This is a genomic window from Polaribacter cellanae (genome assembly GCF_017569185.1).
GTDB classification, from domain to species: Bacteria; Bacteroidota; Bacteroidia; order Flavobacteriales; family Flavobacteriaceae; genus Polaribacter; species Polaribacter cellanae.
Genome location: NZ_CP071869.1, coordinates 2,123,125 through 2,143,990, shown reverse-complemented (window position 1 = coordinate 2,143,990; position 20,866 = coordinate 2,123,125). Strand labels below are relative to the sequence as shown.

General features: G+C 32.2%; 29 protein-coding genes. 3 read left to right on the top strand and 26 right to left on the bottom strand.

The genetic code is table 11. The features are described from left to right. The first annotated feature begins 40 nt into the window (after positions 1-40). Positions 41-430, top strand: a complete 390-nt coding sequence (locus J3359_RS09525; RefSeq protein ID WP_208076684.1) for a helix-turn-helix domain-containing protein — start codon at positions 41-43, stop codon at positions 428-430. 51 nt (positions 431-481) lie between these two features. Here the strand turns inward: J3359_RS09525 and J3359_RS09520 are convergent, their stop codons facing one another. The 12 genes from J3359_RS09520 to J3359_RS09465 all read right to left on the bottom strand — a co-directional run bounded on the left by J3359_RS09520 (position 482) and on the right by J3359_RS09465 (position 9,395). After that, positions 482-793 (bottom strand): helix-turn-helix domain-containing protein, encoded by a 312-nt coding sequence (locus J3359_RS09520; protein WP_208076683.1) that lies wholly within the window; start codon positions 791-793, stop codon positions 482-484. A 190-nt stretch (positions 794-983) separates the two neighbouring features. Further along, positions 984-1,214: a hypothetical protein gene (locus tag J3359_RS09515; RefSeq protein WP_208076682.1), complete on the bottom strand. Its 231-nt coding sequence runs from the start codon at positions 1,212-1,214 to the stop codon at positions 984-986. Positions 1,215-1,658: 444 nt separating this feature from the next. Continuing rightward, positions 1,659-2,561 (bottom strand): relaxase/mobilization nuclease domain-containing protein, encoded by a 903-nt coding sequence (locus J3359_RS09510; RefSeq protein ID WP_208076681.1) that lies wholly within the window; start codon positions 2,559-2,561, stop codon positions 1,659-1,661. Further along, positions 2,558-3,004 (bottom strand): hypothetical protein, encoded by a 447-nt coding sequence (locus J3359_RS09505; RefSeq protein ID WP_208076680.1) that lies wholly within the window; start codon positions 3,002-3,004, stop codon positions 2,558-2,560. Before J3359_RS09505 ends, J3359_RS09510 begins: the two co-directional genes overlap by 4 nt. Continuing rightward, a complete protein-coding gene (locus J3359_RS09500; RefSeq protein WP_208076679.1) occupies positions 3,004-3,393 on the bottom strand; it encodes a DUF2958 domain-containing protein in 390 nt (129 codons plus the stop codon). Before J3359_RS09500 ends, J3359_RS09505 begins: the two co-directional genes overlap by 1 nt. A gap of 4 nt (positions 3,394-3,397) precedes the next feature. Next, the gene (locus J3359_RS09495; protein ID WP_208076678.1) at positions 3,398-3,844 is read right to left on the bottom strand and encodes a TraM recognition domain-containing protein; all 447 of its coding nucleotides are present in this window, start codon (positions 3,842-3,844) and stop codon (positions 3,398-3,400) included. A 6-nt stretch (positions 3,845-3,850) separates the two neighbouring features. Further along, a complete protein-coding gene (locus J3359_RS09490; RefSeq protein ID WP_208076639.1) occupies positions 3,851-5,149 on the bottom strand; it encodes an IS1380 family transposase in 1,299 nt (432 codons plus the stop codon). A 63-nt stretch (positions 5,150-5,212) separates the two neighbouring features. Beyond that, positions 5,213-6,274, bottom strand: coding sequence for a type IV secretory system conjugative DNA transfer family protein (locus J3359_RS09485; protein WP_208076677.1), 1,062 nt, complete (start codon positions 6,272-6,274; stop codon positions 5,213-5,215). A gap of 124 nt (positions 6,275-6,398) precedes the next feature. Further along, a complete protein-coding gene (locus tag J3359_RS09480; protein WP_208076676.1) occupies positions 6,399-7,106 on the bottom strand; it encodes a hypothetical protein in 708 nt (235 codons plus the stop codon). Next, positions 7,106-8,197: a cytochrome b family protein gene (locus J3359_RS09475; RefSeq protein WP_208076675.1), complete on the bottom strand. Its 1,092-nt coding sequence runs from the start codon at positions 8,195-8,197 to the stop codon at positions 7,106-7,108. The genes J3359_RS09480 and J3359_RS09475 overlap by 1 nt, the downstream gene beginning before the upstream one ends. A gap of 67 nt (positions 8,198-8,264) precedes the next feature. Beyond that, positions 8,265-8,498: a hypothetical protein gene (locus tag J3359_RS09470; protein ID WP_208076674.1), complete on the bottom strand. Its 234-nt coding sequence runs from the start codon at positions 8,496-8,498 to the stop codon at positions 8,265-8,267. A 426-nt stretch (positions 8,499-8,924) separates the two neighbouring features. Continuing rightward, positions 8,925-9,395 (bottom strand): hypothetical protein, encoded by a 471-nt coding sequence (locus J3359_RS09465; RefSeq protein WP_208076673.1) that lies wholly within the window; start codon positions 9,393-9,395, stop codon positions 8,925-8,927. Positions 9,396-9,492: 97 nt separating this feature from the next. Between J3359_RS09465 and J3359_RS09460 the strand changes: the two genes are divergently transcribed. Then, positions 9,493-10,155 carry a hypothetical protein gene (locus J3359_RS09460; RefSeq protein ID WP_208076672.1) on the top strand — a complete coding sequence of 221 codons (663 nt, stop codon included), beginning with the start codon at positions 9,493-9,495 and terminating at the stop codon, positions 10,153-10,155. Then, positions 10,152-12,035: a WG repeat-containing protein gene (locus J3359_RS09455; RefSeq protein WP_208076671.1), complete on the top strand. Its 1,884-nt coding sequence runs from the start codon at positions 10,152-10,154 to the stop codon at positions 12,033-12,035. The genes J3359_RS09460 and J3359_RS09455 overlap by 4 nt, the downstream gene beginning before the upstream one ends. A gap of 29 nt (positions 12,036-12,064) precedes the next feature. Here the strand turns inward: J3359_RS09455 and J3359_RS09450 are convergent, their stop codons facing one another. The 14 genes from J3359_RS09450 to J3359_RS09385 form a co-directional block, all read right to left on the bottom strand. Beyond that, positions 12,065-12,550 (bottom strand): hypothetical protein, encoded by a 486-nt coding sequence (locus J3359_RS09450; RefSeq protein ID WP_208076670.1) that lies wholly within the window; start codon positions 12,548-12,550, stop codon positions 12,065-12,067. After that, positions 12,540-12,890, bottom strand: a complete 351-nt coding sequence (locus tag J3359_RS09445) for a hypothetical protein (protein WP_208076669.1) — start codon at positions 12,888-12,890, stop codon at positions 12,540-12,542. The genes J3359_RS09450 and J3359_RS09445 overlap by 11 nt, the downstream gene beginning before the upstream one ends. A 142-nt stretch (positions 12,891-13,032) precedes the next feature. Next, complete coding sequence (locus J3359_RS09440; RefSeq protein WP_208076668.1) at positions 13,033-13,527, bottom strand: hypothetical protein; 495 nt, start codon at positions 13,525-13,527, stop codon at positions 13,033-13,035. A gap of 106 nt (positions 13,528-13,633) precedes the next feature. Further along, positions 13,634-14,527: a tyrosine-type recombinase/integrase gene (locus J3359_RS09435; protein ID WP_208076667.1), complete on the bottom strand. Its 894-nt coding sequence runs from the start codon at positions 14,525-14,527 to the stop codon at positions 13,634-13,636. A 365-nt stretch (positions 14,528-14,892) separates the two neighbouring features. Continuing rightward, on the bottom strand, positions 14,893-15,861 hold the full coding sequence (locus tag J3359_RS09430) for a tyrosine-type recombinase/integrase (protein ID WP_208076666.1): 969 nt from the start codon (positions 15,859-15,861) through the stop codon (positions 14,893-14,895). Between the two features lie 64 nt (positions 15,862-15,925). Next, complete coding sequence (locus tag J3359_RS09425) at positions 15,926-16,354, bottom strand: hypothetical protein (RefSeq protein WP_208076665.1); 429 nt, start codon at positions 16,352-16,354, stop codon at positions 15,926-15,928. After that, entirely contained in the window at positions 16,326-16,865 is a 540-nt protein-coding gene (locus tag J3359_RS09420; protein WP_208076664.1) for a hypothetical protein, read from the bottom strand. Before J3359_RS09420 ends, J3359_RS09425 begins: the two co-directional genes overlap by 29 nt. A 45-nt stretch (positions 16,866-16,910) precedes the next feature. Next, positions 16,911-17,522 (bottom strand): hypothetical protein, encoded by a 612-nt coding sequence (locus J3359_RS09415; protein ID WP_208076663.1) that lies wholly within the window; start codon positions 17,520-17,522, stop codon positions 16,911-16,913. Next, positions 17,519-17,803 carry a hypothetical protein gene (locus J3359_RS09410; RefSeq protein WP_208076662.1) on the bottom strand — a complete coding sequence of 95 codons (285 nt, stop codon included), beginning with the start codon at positions 17,801-17,803 and terminating at the stop codon, positions 17,519-17,521. The genes J3359_RS09415 and J3359_RS09410 overlap by 4 nt, the downstream gene beginning before the upstream one ends. Further along, positions 17,754-17,957, bottom strand: a complete 204-nt coding sequence (locus tag J3359_RS09405) for a hypothetical protein (protein ID WP_208076661.1) — start codon at positions 17,955-17,957, stop codon at positions 17,754-17,756. The genes J3359_RS09410 and J3359_RS09405 overlap by 50 nt, the downstream gene beginning before the upstream one ends. Before the next feature lie 18 nt (positions 17,958-17,975). Further along, entirely contained in the window at positions 17,976-18,242 is a 267-nt protein-coding gene (locus J3359_RS09400) for a hypothetical protein (protein ID WP_208076660.1), read from the bottom strand. Between the two features lies 1 nt (position 18,243). Beyond that, positions 18,244-19,032, bottom strand: a complete 789-nt coding sequence (locus J3359_RS09395; RefSeq protein ID WP_208076659.1) for a DNA adenine methylase — start codon at positions 19,030-19,032, stop codon at positions 18,244-18,246. Between the two features lie 53 nt (positions 19,033-19,085). Continuing rightward, positions 19,086-19,553, bottom strand: a complete 468-nt coding sequence (locus J3359_RS09390; RefSeq protein ID WP_208076658.1) for a JAB domain-containing protein — start codon at positions 19,551-19,553, stop codon at positions 19,086-19,088. A 91-nt stretch (positions 19,554-19,644) separates the two neighbouring features. Next, on the bottom strand, positions 19,645-20,628 hold the full coding sequence (locus tag J3359_RS09385) for a type IV secretory system conjugative DNA transfer family protein (protein WP_367890371.1): 984 nt from the start codon (positions 20,626-20,628) through the stop codon (positions 19,645-19,647). Positions 20,629-20,866 lie beyond the last annotated feature (238 nt).

The window sequence follows — 20,866 nt, the reverse complement described above, 5'->3', positions numbered from 1 at the left end:
TACCTATGTTTGTGGTAAATAATTGATAAAATAACCTAAAATGGAGCCTACACAAGCACTTTTACTAGCCAATATTAAACGTATCCGTAAGGAAAAGGGACTAACTCAAAAAGATGTAGCTGAAGGTTGCGGGATGCTAGTGCCAACTTACTCTAGATTAGAGAGAGGAGGAAGTAATCCAAGTTTGGCTTCCATGGTTCGAATCGCAAAAGCTTTGGCAGTAGATGTAGTAGAATTGTTTCAATCCTCAGAAATTAAAGACAGATCAGTAGCTGAAAAATTAGTTTTGGTAAATGACTTATCTGAATACAATAGAAATGTAGTTACTATTCTTCTTGATTCCATGATCGAAAAAGATAGAGTAGAAAAGTTGCAGCAGATTAAAATGAAATCTAGGCTTGTTGAATTAGAAAAAATAAGGAAAAAATAAGTTGAATAAAAAAGGCTCGTAAAAACGAGCCTAGTTAATCTAATTATTTTATTAACTAAAAGAATAAAGTAAATCTGTGATTTTTTTCATGTGAGGTCTAATTTCTCTCACCAATCTTCTTCTTTCAGGGTCTTCAATTTTATCTTCATTAATAGCTTTGAGGATAAAAATTTCAATCGGCACGTCAATGTTAGAACATATTTGTTCTAGAGTTGTTACGTTAAGGTTTCTTTTCTTATTGATTATTTCTGAATAAAATGATTTTGAGATTCCACATTTGTCAGCAAAATCTCCTTTATTCAAGCGCTTCTCTAAACGTATTGATTCCAACGTTTCAGCGATATTTAATTTTTTTGTGTCCATAAGTGATTAAAATGATTCTTAAAGGTAAAATCCTATTTTACGATCATTCTAAAATAAAAAGGCGTTTTTAGCAAGACCGCCTGTACATTTCATATTTAGATTTTATCTATATTTATCCAAAATACATTAGATATTACTCTAATTTATTTGGTTACTTTTGTGATATAACACTACCTAGTAATTTCTAAAATTACTTTTTTAAAGCGATATCATTAAACTTTTTTAATATAGTAAGTAAATTTTCTAAAGCGATTCCTTCGTCTGTGAAATCTCGAATGATACTTTCAGAGCATAGTCCACATTGACTTGCCAAATCTTCAAGTTCACGATCAAGAACCTTACTAATATTATTTTTACTTCTATAGGCTAAAATTTTACGTTCCGCAAGAAGATACTCCTTGCTTATTGCATGAATATTCATAATTAACTAATTTTAAATTGTGCTGATGCATTTTACTGGAATGCTTGTAATTCATAAGATCTTTCATGGTTTAAAATTTTTAATTAATATTATATGATTTAAATAATTCAATACAAATATACTAAAATTTTCCGAATAGCGAAATAAAATAGTTATAATAACAAAAAATATCGACTATACGTTGATTGGCATGGATTAAATAAGAAATAAAAAAATATCCAAAGTCGTCTACTGACTTTTTGGACATTTTAAAATCACGATGACGTAATTCGAAAATGGATTTTCTTTTAGCGACATCCTGATGCAAGATTGCTTTTGAACTGTTCAGTGGAACAATTCAAAAGCAGTCTTGCCAAAGGACACCTTTGGAATCCGTTTCACCCAAAAAAAGAAGACAGGAGAATTACTTCTTCCTGTCTTGTATTTTTGTAACTACCACGTTAATTATTGTTCCAACTCCTGATTTTTATTTGATTTAAGTTTTTGTAAATCTTTAAGTCGAATATTCTCTTGTACTTTTTCTAATGAAATTCGTTTTGGATCAAAGCCCAAAGTCTTCAATCTATATCGCTTATTAAAACCTTGAACACCTACAATTTTTCCACCTCTGGAATACAATTCTAATCCAGCCTTTTCTAATTCTCTGTAATATACTTTTTCAGTTCTTACTTTGGCAAAAACCTGTATTAATTTGGATTGTATTTCTTGACGTTCACTTCGCTTCCCTCTTAGATTGAGTTCTCTATCAATATCAAGTTGTAACATTTGAACTTTTTTTTTAGAATGATCTACTTTGCTAAATTCCAATCCTAATTCTTGTTGTTGAAAATATTCCATACGAATTTTTACATCCTTAAATTCTTTTCTTGTTAACCTTACTGGTTTTCCTGTCGCAAATTCTAAAGCAGAAATTACATTATGAATGTGAAGATGAGATTTATCTGAATGCATAGAGCTTATAATCATAGAATTCGGTGAACGTTCTTTTGCGTATTTTCTCGCAATTTTTAACAATACTTTTTTAGGCAATTTATCTGTATCAGATTTATGAAAAGAGATAATCTCATGGTACGCAATGTTTGCATTACTTCTTTCTATTTTCCTTTTCGATTCATTGGATTCAAATTGTTTCACCATATTTTGAATGCGTTTCTCTAAAATCTGTTCTTGCTTTAATAAATCTTTATCAGCTAACTGCATTTGCTTATCAAAATTTCGGTCGCCTTTTATATAGCGATTCATAATAAAGCCTACTTGTTTTTGGCTTTCTTTTGTAAGGATATATCGAATGGTATTCTCCAAGGCTTTCTTACTTTTCTTCTTGATAGATTTTGACTTAATAATCATAATTTACCTTCCTGTAGCGTTGTGAATTGTTCTTCAATTGTTTCTAAACGAAGCAATATTTCTTCTATTTTTTGATAGGTATGTTCTTCCAATAATTCCTCCACCAAAGTAATGAGTTCCATTACTTTTTGATAGAGTTCATCTAACTGATAGTTGTTGGCAAAAGAAATAGCATCATTTTTTAATATTAAAAACACACAGTTGTAGAGAAATTCTGAAACAGATAAATTTTCTCTTTTTTGATGAATCTGTTCTAATTGGTCTGGATAAAAACCAAGCGTAAACTCTTTACGAGTTTTACGCTTTTGTTTTCTATAATACCCATAGTATATTTTCCAATAGGCTTGCTTTGCTTTTTTGATTTGGGAGTCTGTTGGATTTTGTATTTGCCCCAATACTTCATCCAAATATTGATGGACTGACGTATATCTAAAAGCCCCCATTATCGTTCTAATTCATCGCTTTTATCTTTATCTTTTTTGTCTTTTTTTGTTTCTAATTCCCTTTTAGGTCTTTTCTTTTCCATCTGCTCTTTAAAAGTAATTTCATTAAAATGTCGATCTCTTTCAATGGAAAGCCCGAAAGGAAGTTTTACAGATGCTAATTCCTTAAGGGAGAAGTAGCCCCACTCATCATATATTCCATTAGGGCTTGAGACTAAATTTTCAACATAACCAAAACAGATATTCGTTTTTGGGTCATATTCTGTAGCATACCAAGTTGCAGCACCTACAGGGTTAAAATATTTAGCGACGATGATTGGGTTGTCTTTTTCAGATTGATCTCCGATTTGTTCAAATCGTTTTTCAAGTTCTTTCGTTATTAGTTTCATTCATTTATGAAAGCGTTGTAGACGAAGTTTCGTCTTGTGAATTATTATTACTATTTGGTTTTTCTTCTCGGTAAGAATCTAAATCGATATACTGGGTGGTGTATGCTAATGGTGCAATTAAGTTATCTTCTTCTACTGGTTCCAATGCCAAACGCTTCATCAATTGAGGTTGTTGATACGCTGGCTTCACTTTTACTTTGATTGGTTTTTCGCCACTTGGAATGATGAGGATTTCGTCTTTGAGTTCTCGTATTTCTGATGCAGTCATTAAAGAACGCTGGCGCACTTGTTTTGTTTTTGCATCTTCATATTCAAATTTCCCCAACACTTTTTCAAGTTCAAATGTCTCTTGACCCAATCCGCCATAATAACATTTGATGTTGCAGTTATTTTTAATATTCTGTGCCTTTTTACCATATTTTTCCAATTGGCTTTCTGATTGAACCCGCATTATGCATTAGGAATAAACAAAAGGAGGACTTAAATTATTAATTTGGGAGAATAATCCGTCCATCCAAGGTCTTTTTTTAGTGTTCAAAGCAATCTTTAACACCTTTCTGTTAGCATGATTTACTGTCCAAGCTCCTAATGCAAAGCAATAGACTTTTAGGGTTTTTAAAGTTGCTCGATTATGATGATTTAAGGCAAAATGCCTAAACAAACTCATTAGGTTATAAGCCACCATAATGAATCTAAAGGAAGCCTCAGTTGCCCAAAAATTCTTTAAACAAAAGTTGTCCAATCCAAAGTCTTCTTTGAGTTCTTTGATTCTGTTTTCACAATCAGCTCTGGTGTTGTAGATATTCCAAACTTGGTCTAGGGGTAAATCTAGATTAGTTACATAGCAACTAAAACGATAACCAGGCAGATCATCAAAGAGTAATTTCCCTGCTGCTTTTGGACGATCTTCTACTTTCTTTTTTATGACAATATAGCGCCTTGACTTACCATCTGTATGGTTAAAAATCATCTCATTAAGCTCAATTCCTTTTGTGAGCTCTATCCAATTATCCAAACTCCAAACTGTATTTTTTATATTTGGATACATACGTGCTGCCATAATGTAATTGAGTTGTTTGCCTTCTAGATAATCTAATAAATCTTGTGTGTAAAAACCACTATCTGCACGAACTAAACCAACTCTTTTGTCCTTTAAAGCTTCATTGAAGGTTTCTTCCATAAACTCTTTACAGCTACTACTATCTGCTGTATTGCCTGGTCTTAACCAAGCATTGGCAACCATTCTGGTTTGGCTCACAAAGGCCATTAATGGGTGATGTGAGTTCCTGCCTTTTTTATTGGGATTATAACCTTTTGCGCTACCTTGTTGCTCTCCATATCTTGTAATAACTGTGCTATCAAAATCTATAGTTAAGTTGTCAACATCTAATTGCTTGAAAAACCAATGTTGCAACTTTGGAAATACTTCTGTATTGCGCTTTTGAGAAAACTTGCCAAAAAAACGACTATAGGTACTTTGTGAAGGCATACGATTCCATCCAAAAATTTCTTGCAATGCGCTATCATAACGTAACCAATCACAATGGATATAACGAGAGGCTCCTGTCCAAATACTCAACCAAAAAGCTTCAGTTATATGTGCAGGATTATAACCCGCATTAGAGCTTGGTTGAGGTAAATCTAATTGTGCTAGTTGTTCTCTAATTTCTGTTTGATCAATAAAACGCTTCATTAAGCTCATCCCTCCAAAAGGGGTGACTTTCTTACTTGAATACTCTATAGGGAGATTAACCATTTGGGTTATGTGTTAAATTCACTGTAAAGCTAATAATCGTAATCGTTTATACAAAATTTTAAATCATCTATTGCATAATTCAGGTTGAATGATAATTTGCTGTGGAATTTTAGCCTTTCTTGAATTTGAAATAATTGTAGAATAATCTTGAATTGCACCTAATGTATCGAACTCATCCAGTACCATAAAGATTTCTAAATCGTCCTTTTTTGGAAGTTCTGCAAACGCAAAACGATAAAATTCTTGAAAGAATAAATTTAAGATGGGTGCATAGAATTGAACATCACCCACAGGTACGTGTATAAACAAAGCATGTGGTGTTTCTCTAAAATCTCGAAAGTTTATTGTGCTTACTGATGTTATGTCGCTCAAAGTTGGATTATCTCCAATAAAACTAATAGCAGACAAACAACTGGCAACAATCGATTTTCTGGTATTGTCTGATGTTCCTGCCAAACTTTTAAACTTTCTCCAAACCCCTTCACTGGCTTTGGTAGCGAATAGCTTTTCAATAACTTGAGGGTTTCCTTGGTATTCTAAAATCAATCGGTACACATTGGCAATGTTCTGATAAACCTTTGATTCGGATTCCATTAGGTATTGAATAAACAGCACTAATACATCTTCTGCGGAAATGGTAAAGAAATCTTTTTCTGAGGTATTCGCGTTCATCAGTGCTTTGGCAACTTTTCGCATCTGTGTAATATTCTCTTTACATCCTTCTAATGGATTAAAGTATACGCCCGTTTTCTTACCAAAATCTAAAACAGCAGTTTGTATTCCAACAGATTCCAAATAGGGCTCTACTTCTGAAATCTCACCACTAGGGTCGTTACAAATAATGGAATAGTTCCCTTTTTGGTTTAGTAAAAACGGAAAAACGGATACTTGTGTTTTCCCTTTTCCACTCGGTGCTACTGTCAAAACATTGGCGCAACTTTGGTGTATGCTAATACTTCTAATCCCATCCAAACAAAAACCTTCATGGGTTCTTTTTAAGATTTTGGATGCTTTTCCAAAACCAGCTTTTAAGCGATGGTCTTTGCCTAACATCATTTGTAAAATAGTATCCAAAAAATGGAATACGTTTTCTTTTAAAATACTTAATGTATCTATAATACTCATTTTTCTAATAAAGCTTTAAATAATTTATTGAATGCTTGGAGCACTAATTCTGCACCTTTGGAAATTCCATAGGCGCAGATTAGAAACAACTTCCACAGAAACTGAAAGAGAGTGACTACTATTTTCATAAGCCAATCTTGTGATGAAAACCTACGATAATCTTCACGCCTTTGGGTTCTAATATACTTTTGTAAACGGATAGTAATTGTGAAAAAAACCGTGCATCTTCCAAGGTCGGTTGGTATAAAATAGCGAGTTCAATACCTTTTAAATCAGTCGCTGGAGTTGCCTGTTTTATAAATAATCTCGCTACTTGTTCAGGAGACTTTTCTAATAAACGAAGATGCTGTTTGTTGTATACCGAGAAAAAACTATGTTCTTTTAAATCTGAAAACAACAATACTTTTTTAGTACCTGAAATTGGTGACAAACGGTTCAGTTCTTCTACCAAACTTCTATAGATTTCTGAACGATTAAAACTGGTAACTTTTTGATTGGAAGCCTCAATAGAATCTCCAAATTGCTTGTAGAATTTCTTGATGTTTTTTCGTCTTTGGTCTTCATTTCCCATCCAACCCAACGTTGCTTCGGGTAATACAAAGGTTTGTTTTGGGTTGTAAGTAATGTCTGAAATCGATTGTAAGGTAATGGTTACTCCTGATTCAGGACTTTGTGGCTTTATCTGTTGAATTAATTCATCAGAATGGGGCTTGTGTCCATCTACTTCTGTTCTGTCTATCAGAATAGAAATATGAGCTTGCTGTGGCGGAATAGACTCCTCACATCCAGTGAGGAATATTCCAAGGATGATGATACTTAAAAACGTTCTCATTATTTAATTTGCAAAGCGTCAATGTCATCAAAATAAGTGATTAGTGGTGTAGGTGTTTCCGTAAACGCTTTGGGATTAGAAACCGAATCTTTACGTGCAATAATGTTTTCTGAAGTAAACAAAGCACAGGCTGACAAATACTCTGAAGAGATAATCTTTTCGTAGTGTTTTGCCATTAGTAAAATTCCATACAAATCTCCCAACTTATCATTGCGCTCTTCTGTTAGAATAGCCAATCTTCTATCGATACTAATGACCTCTTTACTCTTTACTTTAATTTCATCACCCACCATTTTATGTGCTTTGTAATCTGAAACCGTTTGCTTATTTGGTTTGTAGATGAGTACAAGGATAGCACCCGCCAAGAAGAGTGTAAGATTTAGAATTACGAAGACCCATTCAGAAATGGAATTTGCAGATTCGTCTACCTCCGAAAGGAAAGACAACCGAAGTGTTGCAAACCCATATAACAAACCTGTAACCAATCCAATGACTACAAATCCTACTACCCATTTCATTTTCTTATTTGGAAAATGGTTTAAAGTATCCTTGAAAACATGAGAAAGAATGAACAGTGCAATTGCCACACCAATGGCACTAATCAAAGCTGTTGCATTGTTGGTCGAGATTAATAAGAAAATCTTGTAATTTAAGATGGCTTCTGCAAATGATAACAATACTAAAAAGAACAAGCTGATGTGCCAGTTTCTCATAATATGCTTTAGATTGTTATTTAGTGTTTTCTCATCTTTTCTTAACAAACGTAAGTCTTGTTCTAATTCTAATTTACGCGTGATTAAGGTTTTCTCTTCTTTTTGGTAGTTCTCGTTTAAGGAAATACTATCCGATTTGGCACGTCTTGCTCCAATAAGTTTGTGGACTTTTTCCAGTAGCACCTGAAAAGGTTGCTTGATTTTTGGTAAATACACTTCTAATGTATCATTTACATTAGGTAATTTCCGATTTGCTAAATTAATAGCATACGATTGAACTTCTTGGCGAATTGCAGGAACTTCTTTTCCTATCAATTCGTCTGCGAATTTATCTGTAAAGTTTTTAATTACAGATACGATTTTGTTTCTTGAAAACATGTGTTGCTAAAAAGCGTTGTGATAGTAAAGCACTCCAAAACGATTTCGGAGTGCTTTACTATCGTGGTTATTGTGAAATTAAATGTTTAAAGTAACGTTCTGCTGTTTGGTAGAACTTACTATAAAAGCTTGCATTGTATTTTCCATTGAAAATAATATAATGCTTACTTTTATTATCATACAGAAAACGAATAAAACCTTCGCTTTCTAATATTTGCATTTTTAAAATGCGCTCTCTTGTCATTACTTCCAAACTATTGATTTGGTTTGTCCCTCCCTTTTTTCTATTGGTTTTTCTCATAATTATTTAGTTTTAATGTTTATTATTTGTTAGTTTGGATTTCTGGCATATTGTAAAAATTTCAATAAAATTGATTTTACATTTACTAATTGGATCATTATTATGCTCTTTTACAAAAGCACCTAATTCTTCTTGTGTTACAGGATTGTTTTTTTGCATCGTTATTTAATTTTAGAATTATTATTTTCTGTTTGCGTAAAATGATTTTTCAACAATTTGTTTATATTTAGCTTTCTAAGACTTAATACTTTTTCATGCTGTCTTGCATTCGTAATTTTTTTTAGTTTCATTTTATTTATTATTTTAATTATGAAACAAAACACACTAGTTTAGATTTGGTTTAGTAGTTTATGTTGGTTTATGTTTGGTTTAGGGAGTTCAACCACAAAAAAAAACACCCTTATGATTGGGGTGTTTTGTAAATTACTATTGAAGTTTTTTTATAATATGTTCCACAAAAGTCGACATCATTTTTCGCCATTCTTCAAAATGGAATTCTAAAATTTGCTTGTTATCAAAATCTTTATCAAGTATTAAGCACAGAGAATGTGTTTGATTATCAGGTTTTACATAAACAGTAAAATCAATTGATATAGGGAATTCTGAATCACCTACAATTTCGCATTTTAGTATTGGAGTTGATTTGTAATTTTCACCTTTGATTGTATTAAATATTTCACCAAAATTGAAACTATTATGAAAAAAATCACTCACAATAATTTTTTCATTATTGTATAAATAATAATAAATTGAAAAAATATTGATAAGACAGTTGTTGTTGTCTAAAGACGATTTGTGAGTTACTTTACTTCCTCTGTTCGCTAAAAATTTAGTGAGTCTTTTCAACATTGAAATAAACTCAGATTCAAAAATTAAATATTGATGTTGTGTAACCATAATTGTAAGTATTAAATTGATTTTAAGTATATTTAAACACAACTCTAAATAAGGTAAAGGAGTTATACACAGATAGAGAAGCTAAAAAAAACAAGCTATGAGTAGTAAAAACGAATCATTTTCACTTAAAGAAGCATCTGTGCTTTTAAAAAATACTGAAGAGTTTTACCCTATTTTCTATCAAGAAAGTGAAGAAGATTTAAAAATATTCAAACAAAAATCTTATAATGCGGAAAATGCTTTTTGGGAAAAGTTAAGAGTTGATACACAGCATTTTATTTCAAAAGATTTCAAAATTTCTGCTTCTAGAGTTTATCAGTTTTTTAAAGCTAATAAAACTCCGTCTAACAAATATGTAAGAAATTTCGATATTGAAGAAATAGAATGTCTGCGTGAATTAGTGTTAACTTATGAAACATGCATCTATGATATAAAAACTAAACAACCTGTTCTTAAAAATAAAAATCCATCTAATAAAAAACCGAAAAAAAGATTTTCCACTAAACAAATTCTTTACGGTTTTGTTATTTGTTTTGCAATAATAATACCTATAATTTTAATCCAATATGATTTTATAAATACAGAAAAAAAAGAAGTACTAGAACCTTTGATTCAAAAAAAAGTATTAGATACTACTAAAATAAAAAAAGATAGTTTACCTAAAAACATCAATAATATGAATATTCATATTCAAGTTAAAGATAGTGGCAAAATAGAACAGATTAATAATTTTGGTAATGTTAAAGAAGTAAATTTATGATTAGAAAAACTGTTTTTTTTAGTCTTTTTTTTATGGCATTTCAGTTACATAGCATTGCACAAGAAATCAAAGACAAAGATTTTCCAACAAATATAGAAATCAATGCTTTATTAAAGAAAACTCCAAAAGATTCAAGAAGACTTCCTATGTCTTTTAATCTAACTAACTCTGGAACAGTAAAAAAACTTACCAACATAGGAAATGCAGAAAAGTTAAATATTGATAACAATGGAGGTATCGTCAACCAAAATTTTGTTTTTATTACATTAGATAATAAAACCTTTTTTGCTCCTGAAAAAAGTGAGTTCTTTAGGAGAGAATATTTTGAAAAAATGTTCAATTTACAAACAAAAGTAAATGAAAATTTTGATGCTTTTGATGAAAAAATAGAACAATGGGAAAAAAGGTTAGAATTATATGCGAAAGAACTAAAAAAGATTTCGAATAATGATCCAAGAAAAAAAGAAGGATTTGAAGTACTGAAAAACTATAAAAAGAACATAGATATTGCAACAAATTTATCTAAAGATTTTTCTAAAGAAACAAGAGTTGTAGAAGATGACAAGGGGAATAAAAATTATTTATTTAAGATTGAAAACCTTAAAAATGATCCTCGTTATTTTTTTATTGGAGATGTGTTTGAAGATTTTAGTGTAGCTAAAAAATTCAACAAGTATGGATACATAAGTCATTCAGAAAAATTCAACGACATTCCTTTTAAATATGATTCTTGCACTGATTTTAAATATAATTATGCTATTGTAACTGAACAAAATTTTTCTCATATAATTGATAAAAAAGGTAATGAGGTCTACACATTTGAGACTTCTAAATTTGTAGAAATAACCTCTGTAGGTATAGGATTTTTTTTAGTAATTGATAAAAAAGACGCTATTTCATATGATTACGATTACTATTTTATAAATAATTTAGGTGAGATTGTGACAAGAAAATATAAATCTATAGAACCTTTAAATGATTCTAAAAAACATTTTAAAGGAACATACTATACTCCATCTAACTCTAAAAATAAGAAAACTGGAGTTATGGAAAAATCAGAAGACCTTATAAGTAATAAAGGAGAAGTTCTATCATTATCTAAATTTGATTGTTCAAAATATTTTCCAGAAAATAAAAGTAAGTTTTGTTTTGTAAAAATCCTTAATATTATTGAATTACCAAAAACCAATAAACTTTTGTTTATCTGTAAATTAGGTTCTCAAAAAGAGCCTTCTTTTATTTTACTAAATGATTTGCCACAAAAGAATATTTATCAAAAAACATCTATTAGTAAAATAATAAAAAATTACAGTAATGTGTCTTTTTCTAATATAAAAAACACCATATTTTCTTCTCCAAAAAGTAATAAAAATATTTTATTAGAAATGTCTTTCTCTAAAAAGAAAATTGAATTTATACATATTGAAAATGATACAATATTAGAAAGATCGTATCGTTTTTTAGGAATTGTAAATAAAAAAACTTTTAAAATTGATAATCCTATAGATATAAAGCGTAAAACAATTTATAACTTTTCCAAAAATAAAATTATAGGTAAAGATTATTTTGATATTTCAAAAGTAAATTATTTTAAAGAATTAATTTTTATAAGTGATAAAATTAGTTATAATATACAAGATAAAATTGCTTTTGGAATTATGAATTTTAATGGACTATATCTAATCCCTCCCATTTTTAAAGAGATTAAATTTATGGAAAGCCATAATATTTTAGAAGTATTAAATTTTAATAATTCTAAATACATAATAGATACTAATGGTGCTTGTATAGAAAACTGTAAGGAGTATAATTTAATAATTAAAAAATACTATACTCCAAGTAAAAGAATATGGTCTGACCCCATTCCTTTTAAAGGATAATTTATTAATGATTTTAAGAAATAAATTAATCAATCATTAAAATACCAATGCACCACCGCCAAACTCACGGCATCAAAGAAACCTGTATTATAATCTTCTGTCATAAAACTCTTCCTTTTCGGAAATTCATAGGCTCTTAATTCAGAAAACCATTCCATCAATTTTTTGGAGATTTCAAATTTGGTTGTGCATTTAAAGTTCACAAATACCTGTTTTATTTGTGTTCGTGTGTAACTAAAGACTTCTAATTTTTGCAATTTGGCTTCGGTACAAATCATATCAATGATACGTTGTGTTTTTTTAGATTGGTTCTTTTTTAAATCATTGATATTTCTTGAAATCACAATATCAGGTTTGTAATACGATAAAAACTGTTGTATTTTTCGGTGGGTCTTTTTTAAATGAAAAGGATAGGTATTTTTAATTCCATAGTCTACCAAATCTTTGTCATGAAAAAGCGCATAAGCAATTCCCCTTCTATTTGGGTACAATGCCAATATGGTCTTATTTTCCATGAGCTTCATCAAGTGTTACCAATCGTTCAATAATTTTATGCACTCCTTCAATGCGTAAATTGTTTTTAATGGTATGACTTTTCTGTTGTAACTCTTCTAATAATTGAAAAGCACGATGCATTAATTCCTTGTAGCCTTGTTTAAAAACTTGTCTAATGTTGTTTTGTATTGATAAATTAAAAAGGATATGATACCCTACTAGGGCTTTGGGGTATGGTTTTCCATCTTCAAAGCGGCTTAAATTAGCAGCATCAATTCCGAGAATATGAGAAAGGTCGTTTAGTTTCAAATAGGACGCCTTTCGAATCGCAGAAAGATTTTTTGTTGTTGTTTGAGTCATAAAATAATGTAGAAAGGCATGGGGTTACTCATTGCCTTTTTACATACTAAAAAAAGATTGCAAGTTCCAAAAGGAGCAAAAAATTGTAATAAATACCAAAAAAAATCGAGGGTCCTCGAACGTTTAGTGGATAGCTTGTGGATTAGTCGGTTCTTTGATGTGCTGTGTTTGCTATTTTTTGCTGTATCTCTTGGTAGCGTTCTGTATCTGATAATCGTTTCACCCCTTGTGTAATCATATCACAAGATGGTTTTATCTCTGTTAGTTTTATTGTGTGAACTGGGGTCACTGGGTTGTTGCAATTCAGTTCACAAGCTTTATTTTTTTTCTTTGGAGATTCCTTGGAATCAAGCCGTAAACGGCTTGCAAAATACAGACGTAATTTTCCTCTTCGTTGCTTTGGAGTGTCCAGGATGTTTCCATTAAAATCAGTGACTTCTATGAGTCCTTTTTTTACTAAATAATCAATTCCAGTAGATACTGCTCTTCCTGATAAATTGCAACACATTTTAAATAATTTTTGGCTCATCCAAGCTCTTTGCACACGTTTGGTATTATCATTCCTATCAACCATTCCTGTGGTTCTTCTGATGATAAGTAGTAGAATTTTAAATTCACTTGTAGGGAGTGTTTTCATCAAGGTGTCAATAAGTTCATTGGGTACTTGGGTGGTATTTTTATAATAAGACATTTTATAACTTTACCTTGTCATAGGATGCTGATGATAGGGACAAGAAATGGTATTACTTTCTGTTGAGTGGGTGCTTGGTTACTTGGGAACGTAAATGTTCCGCAGTTGCTGAAAGGTAAATTGTGGTAGTTTTAATATCACTGTGTCCCATCATTTTCGAAAGACTGAAAATATCACATCCGCCTTCTAACATTAGTGTTGCAAACGTATGACGTAACTTATGAATTGTAAAATCTAATTTTGATGCTGTTTTTATTTGTTTGGTTATGATTTTTAATCCTGATGCTGTAAAACCGCCATTACGATTGGAAGATGTAAAAAACTCTGGACATGTTTTTCGGCTTTTTTTACGCGCTAACAAGTATCGATTTAAACTTTGAGCCAATGTATAGCTAATAGGAATAATACGGTCTTTATTGCCCTTTCCTTGCCTTACAAAGAGCGTTAGGTTCTCAAGGTCTACGTCCGAGAGTTTTAAATGTAAAAGTTCGCTCTTGCGAAGTCCCGCAAATAAAAATGTAGAGAAAATAGCGTGGTTTCTGTACTTTAGATAGCTTTGGGTATATGGATAGTTATAGGCATATTCTAACAATAGCAAGGCTTCTTGTTTTTTTAATTTCTTTGGAAGTGATTTTTCTAATATGGGCAACTGAAAATCTTCCATAGGGTTTTGTTCTAAATGTCCTTGCTTGATACACCACCTGAAAAAAACTACTAAAGTCATATAGTAGGTTCTGTAAGAGGATGTTTTCCATTGTTTTTCAATTCTTCCGTGTAAAAAGAATTTTTTAACTACTTGCTCGTTTACTTTTTGTATTGTTTGGCTGTCTGTCGCTGTAATAAAGTAACTGATATTTTGACGATACCGTCTGATGGTGTTTTTTGAAACTCCTCGAATGTAGGTGGATTCATGACAAAAATCCTCTAATAAAATAGCTAATTGCATATAAATTGTTGCAGATAAGCGTTACTTTAAAAAGAGGATTTTGTGACCAGCCTTAGTAAAGAGGTGGTCGAAGAAGGGTGTTTTTTAGGGGTTTATTTCCGCTAAAACGTGAAAATATAAGGGCGATTTGTGGACCCGACAGGACTTGAACCTGCCACCTCCTCAGTGCAAGGAATCAGGTCATTGGGCGATTCCGATATTAGCCTATTTTATAAGGCGTTTAGGTCGATTTGATACTTTTTTTACAAACTTTTCAATGACCACCTCTCCGCATTTTTTTATCTCTTTTGAAGTAACACCTATCCATTAAAAAATGAATAATGTCGACTTTTAAAGTATAGCATATTTTGTTTTAGGATCTAACATTAAAAATTGAGTTGTTCTATAAAATTTCTTGAACCTTCTGATTTTATGGAGCGTAAATATCCTTCGGTTACTCGTAAGGAAGAATGCCCCATCACATTCATAATGCTGACAATGTCTGCATTGGCTTTGGCTAAACTACAGGCAAACGTATGACGGAACCGATGTAAGTGAAATGGTACTTGAGAGAGTTTTACGTATTTATTGACCCAATGTTTGAGTCCATGTTCTGATAATGGGGTATCACTTTTACTTGAAATAATTAATTGTGGGTGCTTGTAGCCTATTTTTTTTCGCTCTTCTAAATAAGAAGATAAATGGGTCAACAAAGAGTAATGTAATGGAATAAAACGTCCTTTTTTAGACTTAGAGGTGGCTCCATTTATAAATAAGGTGCGCTTTTGAAAGTCGATGTCTTGTATTCGTAGCCCTAATAGTTCTCCCTTTCGAATACCTGTATATAAGAGTAAACTGACCAATACGATATCTCTTTTATAGGTAAAGACTGTTTGCATTCCATCCAAAGTAATAGCACCAATAATTTTAGAAACTTCTGTTGGTGACAATGCTTTCCCATCTTGGTAATTAGGTTTTGGAGGTTTGACCATTTTTGGTGTAATGATTTCTTTTAGATACCCTCTACCTTCTAACCATCTAAAAAACACTATGAGTTTGGTGTGATAGGTGTTAATGGTCGATGCCTTTACACCCGTTACCTTTGTATCTTTTCCTACCATGCGTTCTCTTACACTTACTCTCTTTAAAAATTCTGCCATCACAAAAACTTGTAGGTCTTTAACAAAAAGAATTTCAGGCATCATTTTTTGAAAAACAGCATATACTTCTTTATATCCTCTCACTGTTTTTGGTCTTAACTGTTTGCTGTAAATACATTCAGAAATGTAATCATCAAACAGCGTCTCTAAACGATATGAAGTTGTATGAAATTGTGATGGGGTATGTATGTGCATAGTTTTTTGGAAACAAAACGCCATTGTAATGGCGTTTGTATCATTGATAAATTCCAATGATTGTTTAATTGTCTGTAAGCCAAACATTTTCAGCTTCTTTAAATCCAACCCAAATATGGTCAGCATTAAATCCACGACACGCCAATTCATAACGAATGAATTTTTCTATGGGAATTTTACGAGCGAGTATAAATCTCAATAACTCACCATCCATATTTGAGAATGCGCCTTTGAGTTCTTCCCAATGGGGTAGTATTTCCACATCCGTATACATATTTCGGATGTGTTTGTAATCCATTTGAGAATAATCAATGGGTAATGTTTCAAATTCTTCATCTTTAAACGTAGGATGTGAGGGAGGAATTATAATAAAATCTCCCTCAATACTTTGGATCACTCCAACTATTTCTCCACCTACTCGATGTTTGAAATTTCGCCATAAAGCGACATCAATCGCTTTCTGCTTATTGGGTTGTTTTTCCAGTTTTTTCATCGGCTTTTTTGTTTGGTTTTGGTTTGTCTTCCTTTGGTAAGACACGTCCATTGAGAGAAATGATATCTTCTCTTGAGGATTTTGGGTCTGTCCCTTTTTTACGAAGTAACTTCTGTGTATTGAACAGCGAACGACATTTGATATTAAATGCTGAATACGTAACCGCTTCTTCTTTATTTTTCAAGCTTTTTACATAACCTTCATACAAAGCATTATTGCTTAATTGATGGTCTTTGGCTTTTAATATTAAGTCAAAGGCAACGGTTGCAATCGTATTTACAGTTTTCTGATTTTCATTAAAATCAAATCCCAATTCAGTAATCTTTGCTTGTTGGTCTTCATCCGCATATTTCAGTAAGACTGAAATATCTTTTTGCTGTTCTTTTAGACGGTTTACAATTGCTTGTTTTTCGTCTTTAGCGGTTTCAATTTTTACTTCTACCTCTTGTAGAAGATTTTGGTCGGTTTGAATGTTTTCTATTAAAACATCCACAATACTTGATTTACTCATAATAGTTTTTTTTGTGTGCATATTGCACGGATTCATATTTAATTGTTAGTACTCATTATTTTGAATTTGCCAAAGCGAGTGAATGGTCAGTTCATCACGTTTGAACTGTTGCTCTTTGATGATGTTATAAATTTCCGCTTCTGCTTCTTCTTTGGTGTCAAAGAAATACGAAGGCTTGGTAGTCACTACGTAAACGTCTTCTGCAAGCACATCTGAAGTGAAAATTGCATAGACCTTTTTAGTGGTATTGGTCTTTGAGCGTAGCGCATGATAATTAGCGGTATCATAGGCATCCCATTGTTCCACAGGCTTATTCGCCAAATAATGGATTTCGTTTTGACTTTTTTGAAAGAAATCTGTCACTTCCGATTGTGAATAGTCCAATGTATTAGTAATTGAATCATTGATTTGTTCAATCAGATACGAAAGGATATTTACATCATTTCCAACCATAGAATGCATCCATTCATCTGACTTATGAGCTAAACTCTCTTTGGTAAATTTCCTTGGAAATAGCCAACAGACCACCTGAATCAATTCTTCACGAGAAAGCTGTTTTATGACAGCAGGATGAATTGGTTTTAATGTTGTCTGTGAGAGTTGTTCTGCTAGAAATTCTAAATAGATCGCAATGCGTTTTTGTGCTCTGATTTTCATACCGTTTCATCTTTGGGTTCGCAATGGTTTTCTATGGTTGCTAACAAATGGTGGTAATTTCCACTTTTCGCTTCTTCCATCACTTGTTCAATCTCTTCGGATGTCCAACCTTCTTTTTTGGCTTGTCTTCGAAAGAATCCCATAATCACAAAGGCATTTCCATCCACTCCAATCAAATTGAGATTGACGGTTTTTTGAATTACTTTTTCCATTGTTTTATAATTTAAAAGATTAGTATTTACAGTGTTCCAAAATGGTTGCGATGAGATGGTCTTCGTCATCGTGTTTGGTCGCTTCAGAAATGACTGTTTGTATTTCTTCTGCACTCCAGCCTTCTTGTTTGGCAAGATGCTCGAAGAGTTCTAAAACCGCTTGTGTCGTTCCTTTAAAACCTCGAAAATCGAAGTCAATCATTTTGTTTTGGATTTGTTCCATATTGAATTGTTTTTAAGTTTACTTTTTTTTATTTTTTTGAATTATTTTTCCACTTCTCACATAGACACTTTTAGGCATTTTCACAATGACTGCATACTGCATCAAATGTAAAAACATCTCAAAAGGTGTCATGTTTTCGGTCTGGTCAAAAACTACGGTTTGTAGTTCTTGATACGTCCAACCTTGTTTGATTGCTGTTGCTCTAAATGCCAATAGAAATCCCATAAAGTCATCACTATAATGGTAAAGGCTGACTCGGAGTTTAGGTCTTTTATTGATTCGCATATTAGATAGCATAGTTCGCTACTAAAACTTCTAATTTCCTACCTCTTGATTTTCCAGCTACTGCTTTTTTTGCGGATAATGGTTTGTCAAAAGTTTTGGTGTACCATCCATTTTTTTGAATGAAGGTTTCTAAAATTTCAGAGGGATAGGAACTCAATAGAAATTTCCCTTTGATATTAGAAAGTAATTCTAATAAGTCTCTATAATTCTTCTCTGTATATCCAGCATAGTGTCCCATATTGCTATTGAAGTATGGCGGGTCGATATAGTGGAATGCATCTTCTGCATCTCGACTTTTAATTACTTGGAGTGCATCATTGTTTTCGATTTGAGCATTTTCTAATCGTTTGAAGATTTCTTCATTAAAAGCCAACTTCTTATTCTGAAATGCTTTGACTCTTTTGGAATACTTATCGTAACCCCAACTTCCAATTTGGCAACTAAATCCCATGTTTGTACCAATGTAGAAAGCCCAGGATTGCTGTATTTTATCAAACAAGTGTGGCATTCGATAAATTGCCAAGGCAACTGTGTAGGAAGCTCTTGAAAATAAAGTGGCTTCTATTTTTGTTTTTAAAGCCTCAAAATCCGTTTGAACTACTTCATAGAAATTAACCACCATATTATTGGTGTCGTTAATTACTTCAGCTTCTGATGGAGGTTTTGAAAAGAAAATTGCTCCGCCTCCAAAAAAGGCTTCAGTATAGATTGTATGTTCTGGAATTAAAGGAAGGATTTCTGATACTAAATTGATTTTACCACCATAATAAGTGATAGGCGTCTTGGGCATAGATAAGTTAAAAAGTTAAAAATTTATAAAGTTGAAAAGGCAAAAATCACCAATTACAACATTCCTTCATCTGCGAAGGATAGATAGGCTTCAGAAGTTAAAATGAGATGATCTAATAATTTTACATCAAACAAGGACAATCCTTGTTTGAGTTTTTCAGTAAGCTGTTTGTCATTTTCACTGGGCGTTAATTTCCCTGAAGGATGATTGTGTGCTACTACGATTTGTGAGGCGTGTGACAACAAGGTTAATTGAAAGATTTCTTTAAGGTTCACAATTACTCCAGAAACACTTCCGCAACCGATGGTAGAAATCCCTAATACTTTGTTGGATCTTGATAAAAGTACAACATAGAAGAATTCTTTGACATCGATTACATTAGTATCGATATAGGTTCTCAATAGGTTATCTACATCTTGTGCAGAAGCAATACTTTTCATCTTTGAAAATAAAGGACGTTTGTAATGAATTTCCACTTCAGCACAACTTAAAATCTCTTTTGTTAAAAATGGTGTTTTCATAAAATATTGAATTAAAGGTTTTGATTTATCGCTATTGTAGAATCTTTAGTTTTTTTCAGGTAGCGTCAAAAAAATGTAATTGGTGGAAAACTCAATAAATATCTTCGGGTTCTAAGGTATTGGCTGAAAATGCAATAGAAGGAACTCCAGAAATCATCATTTTTAAATAGATGGAGTAGTTGGCAATATTCACAAAATCTGAAGCCATAAAGACAGGCGAAAACTCTCGCTCCATAGTTTTGGCATCTGCTTGCCCCAATCGAAAACTAACAATTGTTCCTACATTGGAGAGAATAGCGTCACGTACTTTGAGTTCTAATTGTGAACCATATTGGTGTGCCAGTATTAAACCTACATGGAACTTACGAAGCTGGCTCAACATTTCTGCCAAAGTAAGTCCGCTGTATTCTTGAAATTCATCGGCGTACACAAAGAAAGGTTTGCGCTTGATTTGTGGTGTATCTACTCTTGAGAATCCTGCGTTGGCAATAGAAATTAACAACAACCCTCCTAAAATTTGTGCTGGCTCATTTCCAATACTTCCCTTTGCTAAATTTACCAGCAATATTTTCTTGTTATCCATAATGGAACGCAACGAAATTTGTTCTTTGTTGGTCACCAAGATTCGATATACAGACGGATAGGATAGTAGTCCACCAATTTTGTTAAATACAGGAAGTAAATCCCCTTTTGTGTACGTATTGAATTCTTTCTCAAAAAACTGTTTTACGGTCGGATTCTCAATATTTGGAATACAAGATTCTCTGTAGGTTTTATCTTGTAAGAGTTTTAAAATATCAGCGAAGTTGGCTGAAGGTTGGTCTGTGAGGCACAGAATACTGTTCCTTAACAAATGTGATAGTTTTACACCCCAGCCTTGCTTGCCCCAAATTCGTTCTAAGATTTCCAAAATGGAAGATGCTACCAAAGCTCGTTTTTCATAACTTACTTTTTTTAAAGGATTGTAGCCTAATGTTGTTGTACTGGAGGCATCCAAATACAACACATCCTTTTCTTTGTAGGGAGGAATACTTTTGTATACATCTTTGACCAAATCTGAGTGCGGGTCTATCAAACAAAAGCCATTGTTTTGGATGATGTCATTCTTCATTTTAGTATGTAATAGAGTAGATTTTCCCGACCCTGAACGACCTATAATATAAAAATGATACATACGGTCTTGTAGAAAAATACCAAATCTATTTTTGGTATTTCTGAAATTGGTTTCTGCAAAGTAGCAGATGGGATTGTTTGAGTCTTTGTTCACGAGGTGTAGTTTCTCGTGTATGAAGATGCTTTAAAAGGGACAATAA

Coding starts and splice junctions, on each gene's coding strand:
- J3359_RS09525 (WP_208076684.1), top strand. CDS start 41: ATGGAGCCTACACAAGCACTTTTACTAGCCAATATTAAACGTATCCGT.
- J3359_RS09520 (WP_208076683.1), bottom strand. CDS start 793: ATGGACACAAAAAAATTAAATATCGCTGAAACGTTGGAATCAATACGT.
- J3359_RS09515 (WP_208076682.1), bottom strand. CDS start 1,214: ATGAATATTCATGCAATAAGCAAGGAGTATCTTCTTGCGGAACGTAAA.
- J3359_RS09510 (WP_208076681.1), bottom strand. CDS start 2,561: ATGATTATTAAGTCAAAATCTATCAAGAAGAAAAGTAAGAAAGCCTTG.
- J3359_RS09505 (WP_208076680.1), bottom strand. CDS start 3,004: ATGGGGGCTTTTAGATATACGTCAGTCCATCAATATTTGGATGAAGTA.
- J3359_RS09500 (WP_208076679.1), bottom strand. CDS start 3,393: ATGAAACTAATAACGAAAGAACTTGAAAAACGATTTGAACAAATCGGA.
- J3359_RS09495 (WP_208076678.1), bottom strand. CDS start 3,844: ATGCGGGTTCAATCAGAAAGCCAATTGGAAAAATATGGTAAAAAGGCA.
- J3359_RS09490 (WP_208076639.1), bottom strand. CDS start 5,149: ATGGTTAATCTCCCTATAGAGTATTCAAGTAAGAAAGTCACCCCTTTT.
- J3359_RS09485 (WP_208076677.1), bottom strand. CDS start 6,274: ATGAGTATTATAGATACATTAAGTATTTTAAAAGAAAACGTATTCCAT.
- J3359_RS09480 (WP_208076676.1), bottom strand. CDS start 7,106: ATGAGAACGTTTTTAAGTATCATCATCCTTGGAATATTCCTCACTGGA.
- J3359_RS09475 (WP_208076675.1), bottom strand. CDS start 8,197: ATGTTTTCAAGAAACAAAATCGTATCTGTAATTAAAAACTTTACAGAT.
- J3359_RS09470 (WP_208076674.1), bottom strand. CDS start 8,498: ATGAGAAAAACCAATAGAAAAAAGGGAGGGACAAACCAAATCAATAGT.
- J3359_RS09465 (WP_208076673.1), bottom strand. CDS start 9,395: ATGGTTACACAACATCAATATTTAATTTTTGAATCTGAGTTTATTTCA.
- J3359_RS09460 (WP_208076672.1), top strand. CDS start 9,493: ATGAGTAGTAAAAACGAATCATTTTCACTTAAAGAAGCATCTGTGCTT.
- J3359_RS09455 (WP_208076671.1), top strand. CDS start 10,152: ATGATTAGAAAAACTGTTTTTTTTAGTCTTTTTTTTATGGCATTTCAG.
- J3359_RS09450 (WP_208076670.1), bottom strand. CDS start 12,550: ATGGAAAATAAGACCATATTGGCATTGTACCCAAATAGAAGGGGAATT.
- J3359_RS09445 (WP_208076669.1), bottom strand. CDS start 12,890: ATGACTCAAACAACAACAAAAAATCTTTCTGCGATTCGAAAGGCGTCC.
- J3359_RS09440 (WP_208076668.1), bottom strand. CDS start 13,527: ATGAAAACACTCCCTACAAGTGAATTTAAAATTCTACTACTTATCATC.
- J3359_RS09435 (WP_208076667.1), bottom strand. CDS start 14,527: ATGCAATTAGCTATTTTATTAGAGGATTTTTGTCATGAATCCACCTAC.
- J3359_RS09430 (WP_208076666.1), bottom strand. CDS start 15,861: ATGCACATACATACCCCATCACAATTTCATACAACTTCATATCGTTTA.
- J3359_RS09425 (WP_208076665.1), bottom strand. CDS start 16,354: ATGAAAAAACTGGAAAAACAACCCAATAAGCAGAAAGCGATTGATGTC.
- J3359_RS09420 (WP_208076664.1), bottom strand. CDS start 16,865: ATGAGTAAATCAAGTATTGTGGATGTTTTAATAGAAAACATTCAAACC.
- J3359_RS09415 (WP_208076663.1), bottom strand. CDS start 17,522: ATGAAAATCAGAGCACAAAAACGCATTGCGATCTATTTAGAATTTCTA.
- J3359_RS09410 (WP_208076662.1), bottom strand. CDS start 17,803: ATGACGAAGACCATCTCATCGCAACCATTTTGGAACACTGTAAATACT.
- J3359_RS09405 (WP_208076661.1), bottom strand. CDS start 17,957: ATGGAACAAATCCAAAACAAAATGATTGACTTCGATTTTCGAGGTTTT.
- J3359_RS09400 (WP_208076660.1), bottom strand. CDS start 18,242: ATGCGAATCAATAAAAGACCTAAACTCCGAGTCAGCCTTTACCATTAT.
- J3359_RS09395 (WP_208076659.1), bottom strand. CDS start 19,032: ATGCCCAAGACGCCTATCACTTATTATGGTGGTAAAATCAATTTAGTA.
- J3359_RS09390 (WP_208076658.1), bottom strand. CDS start 19,553: ATGAAAACACCATTTTTAACAAAAGAGATTTTAAGTTGTGCTGAAGTG.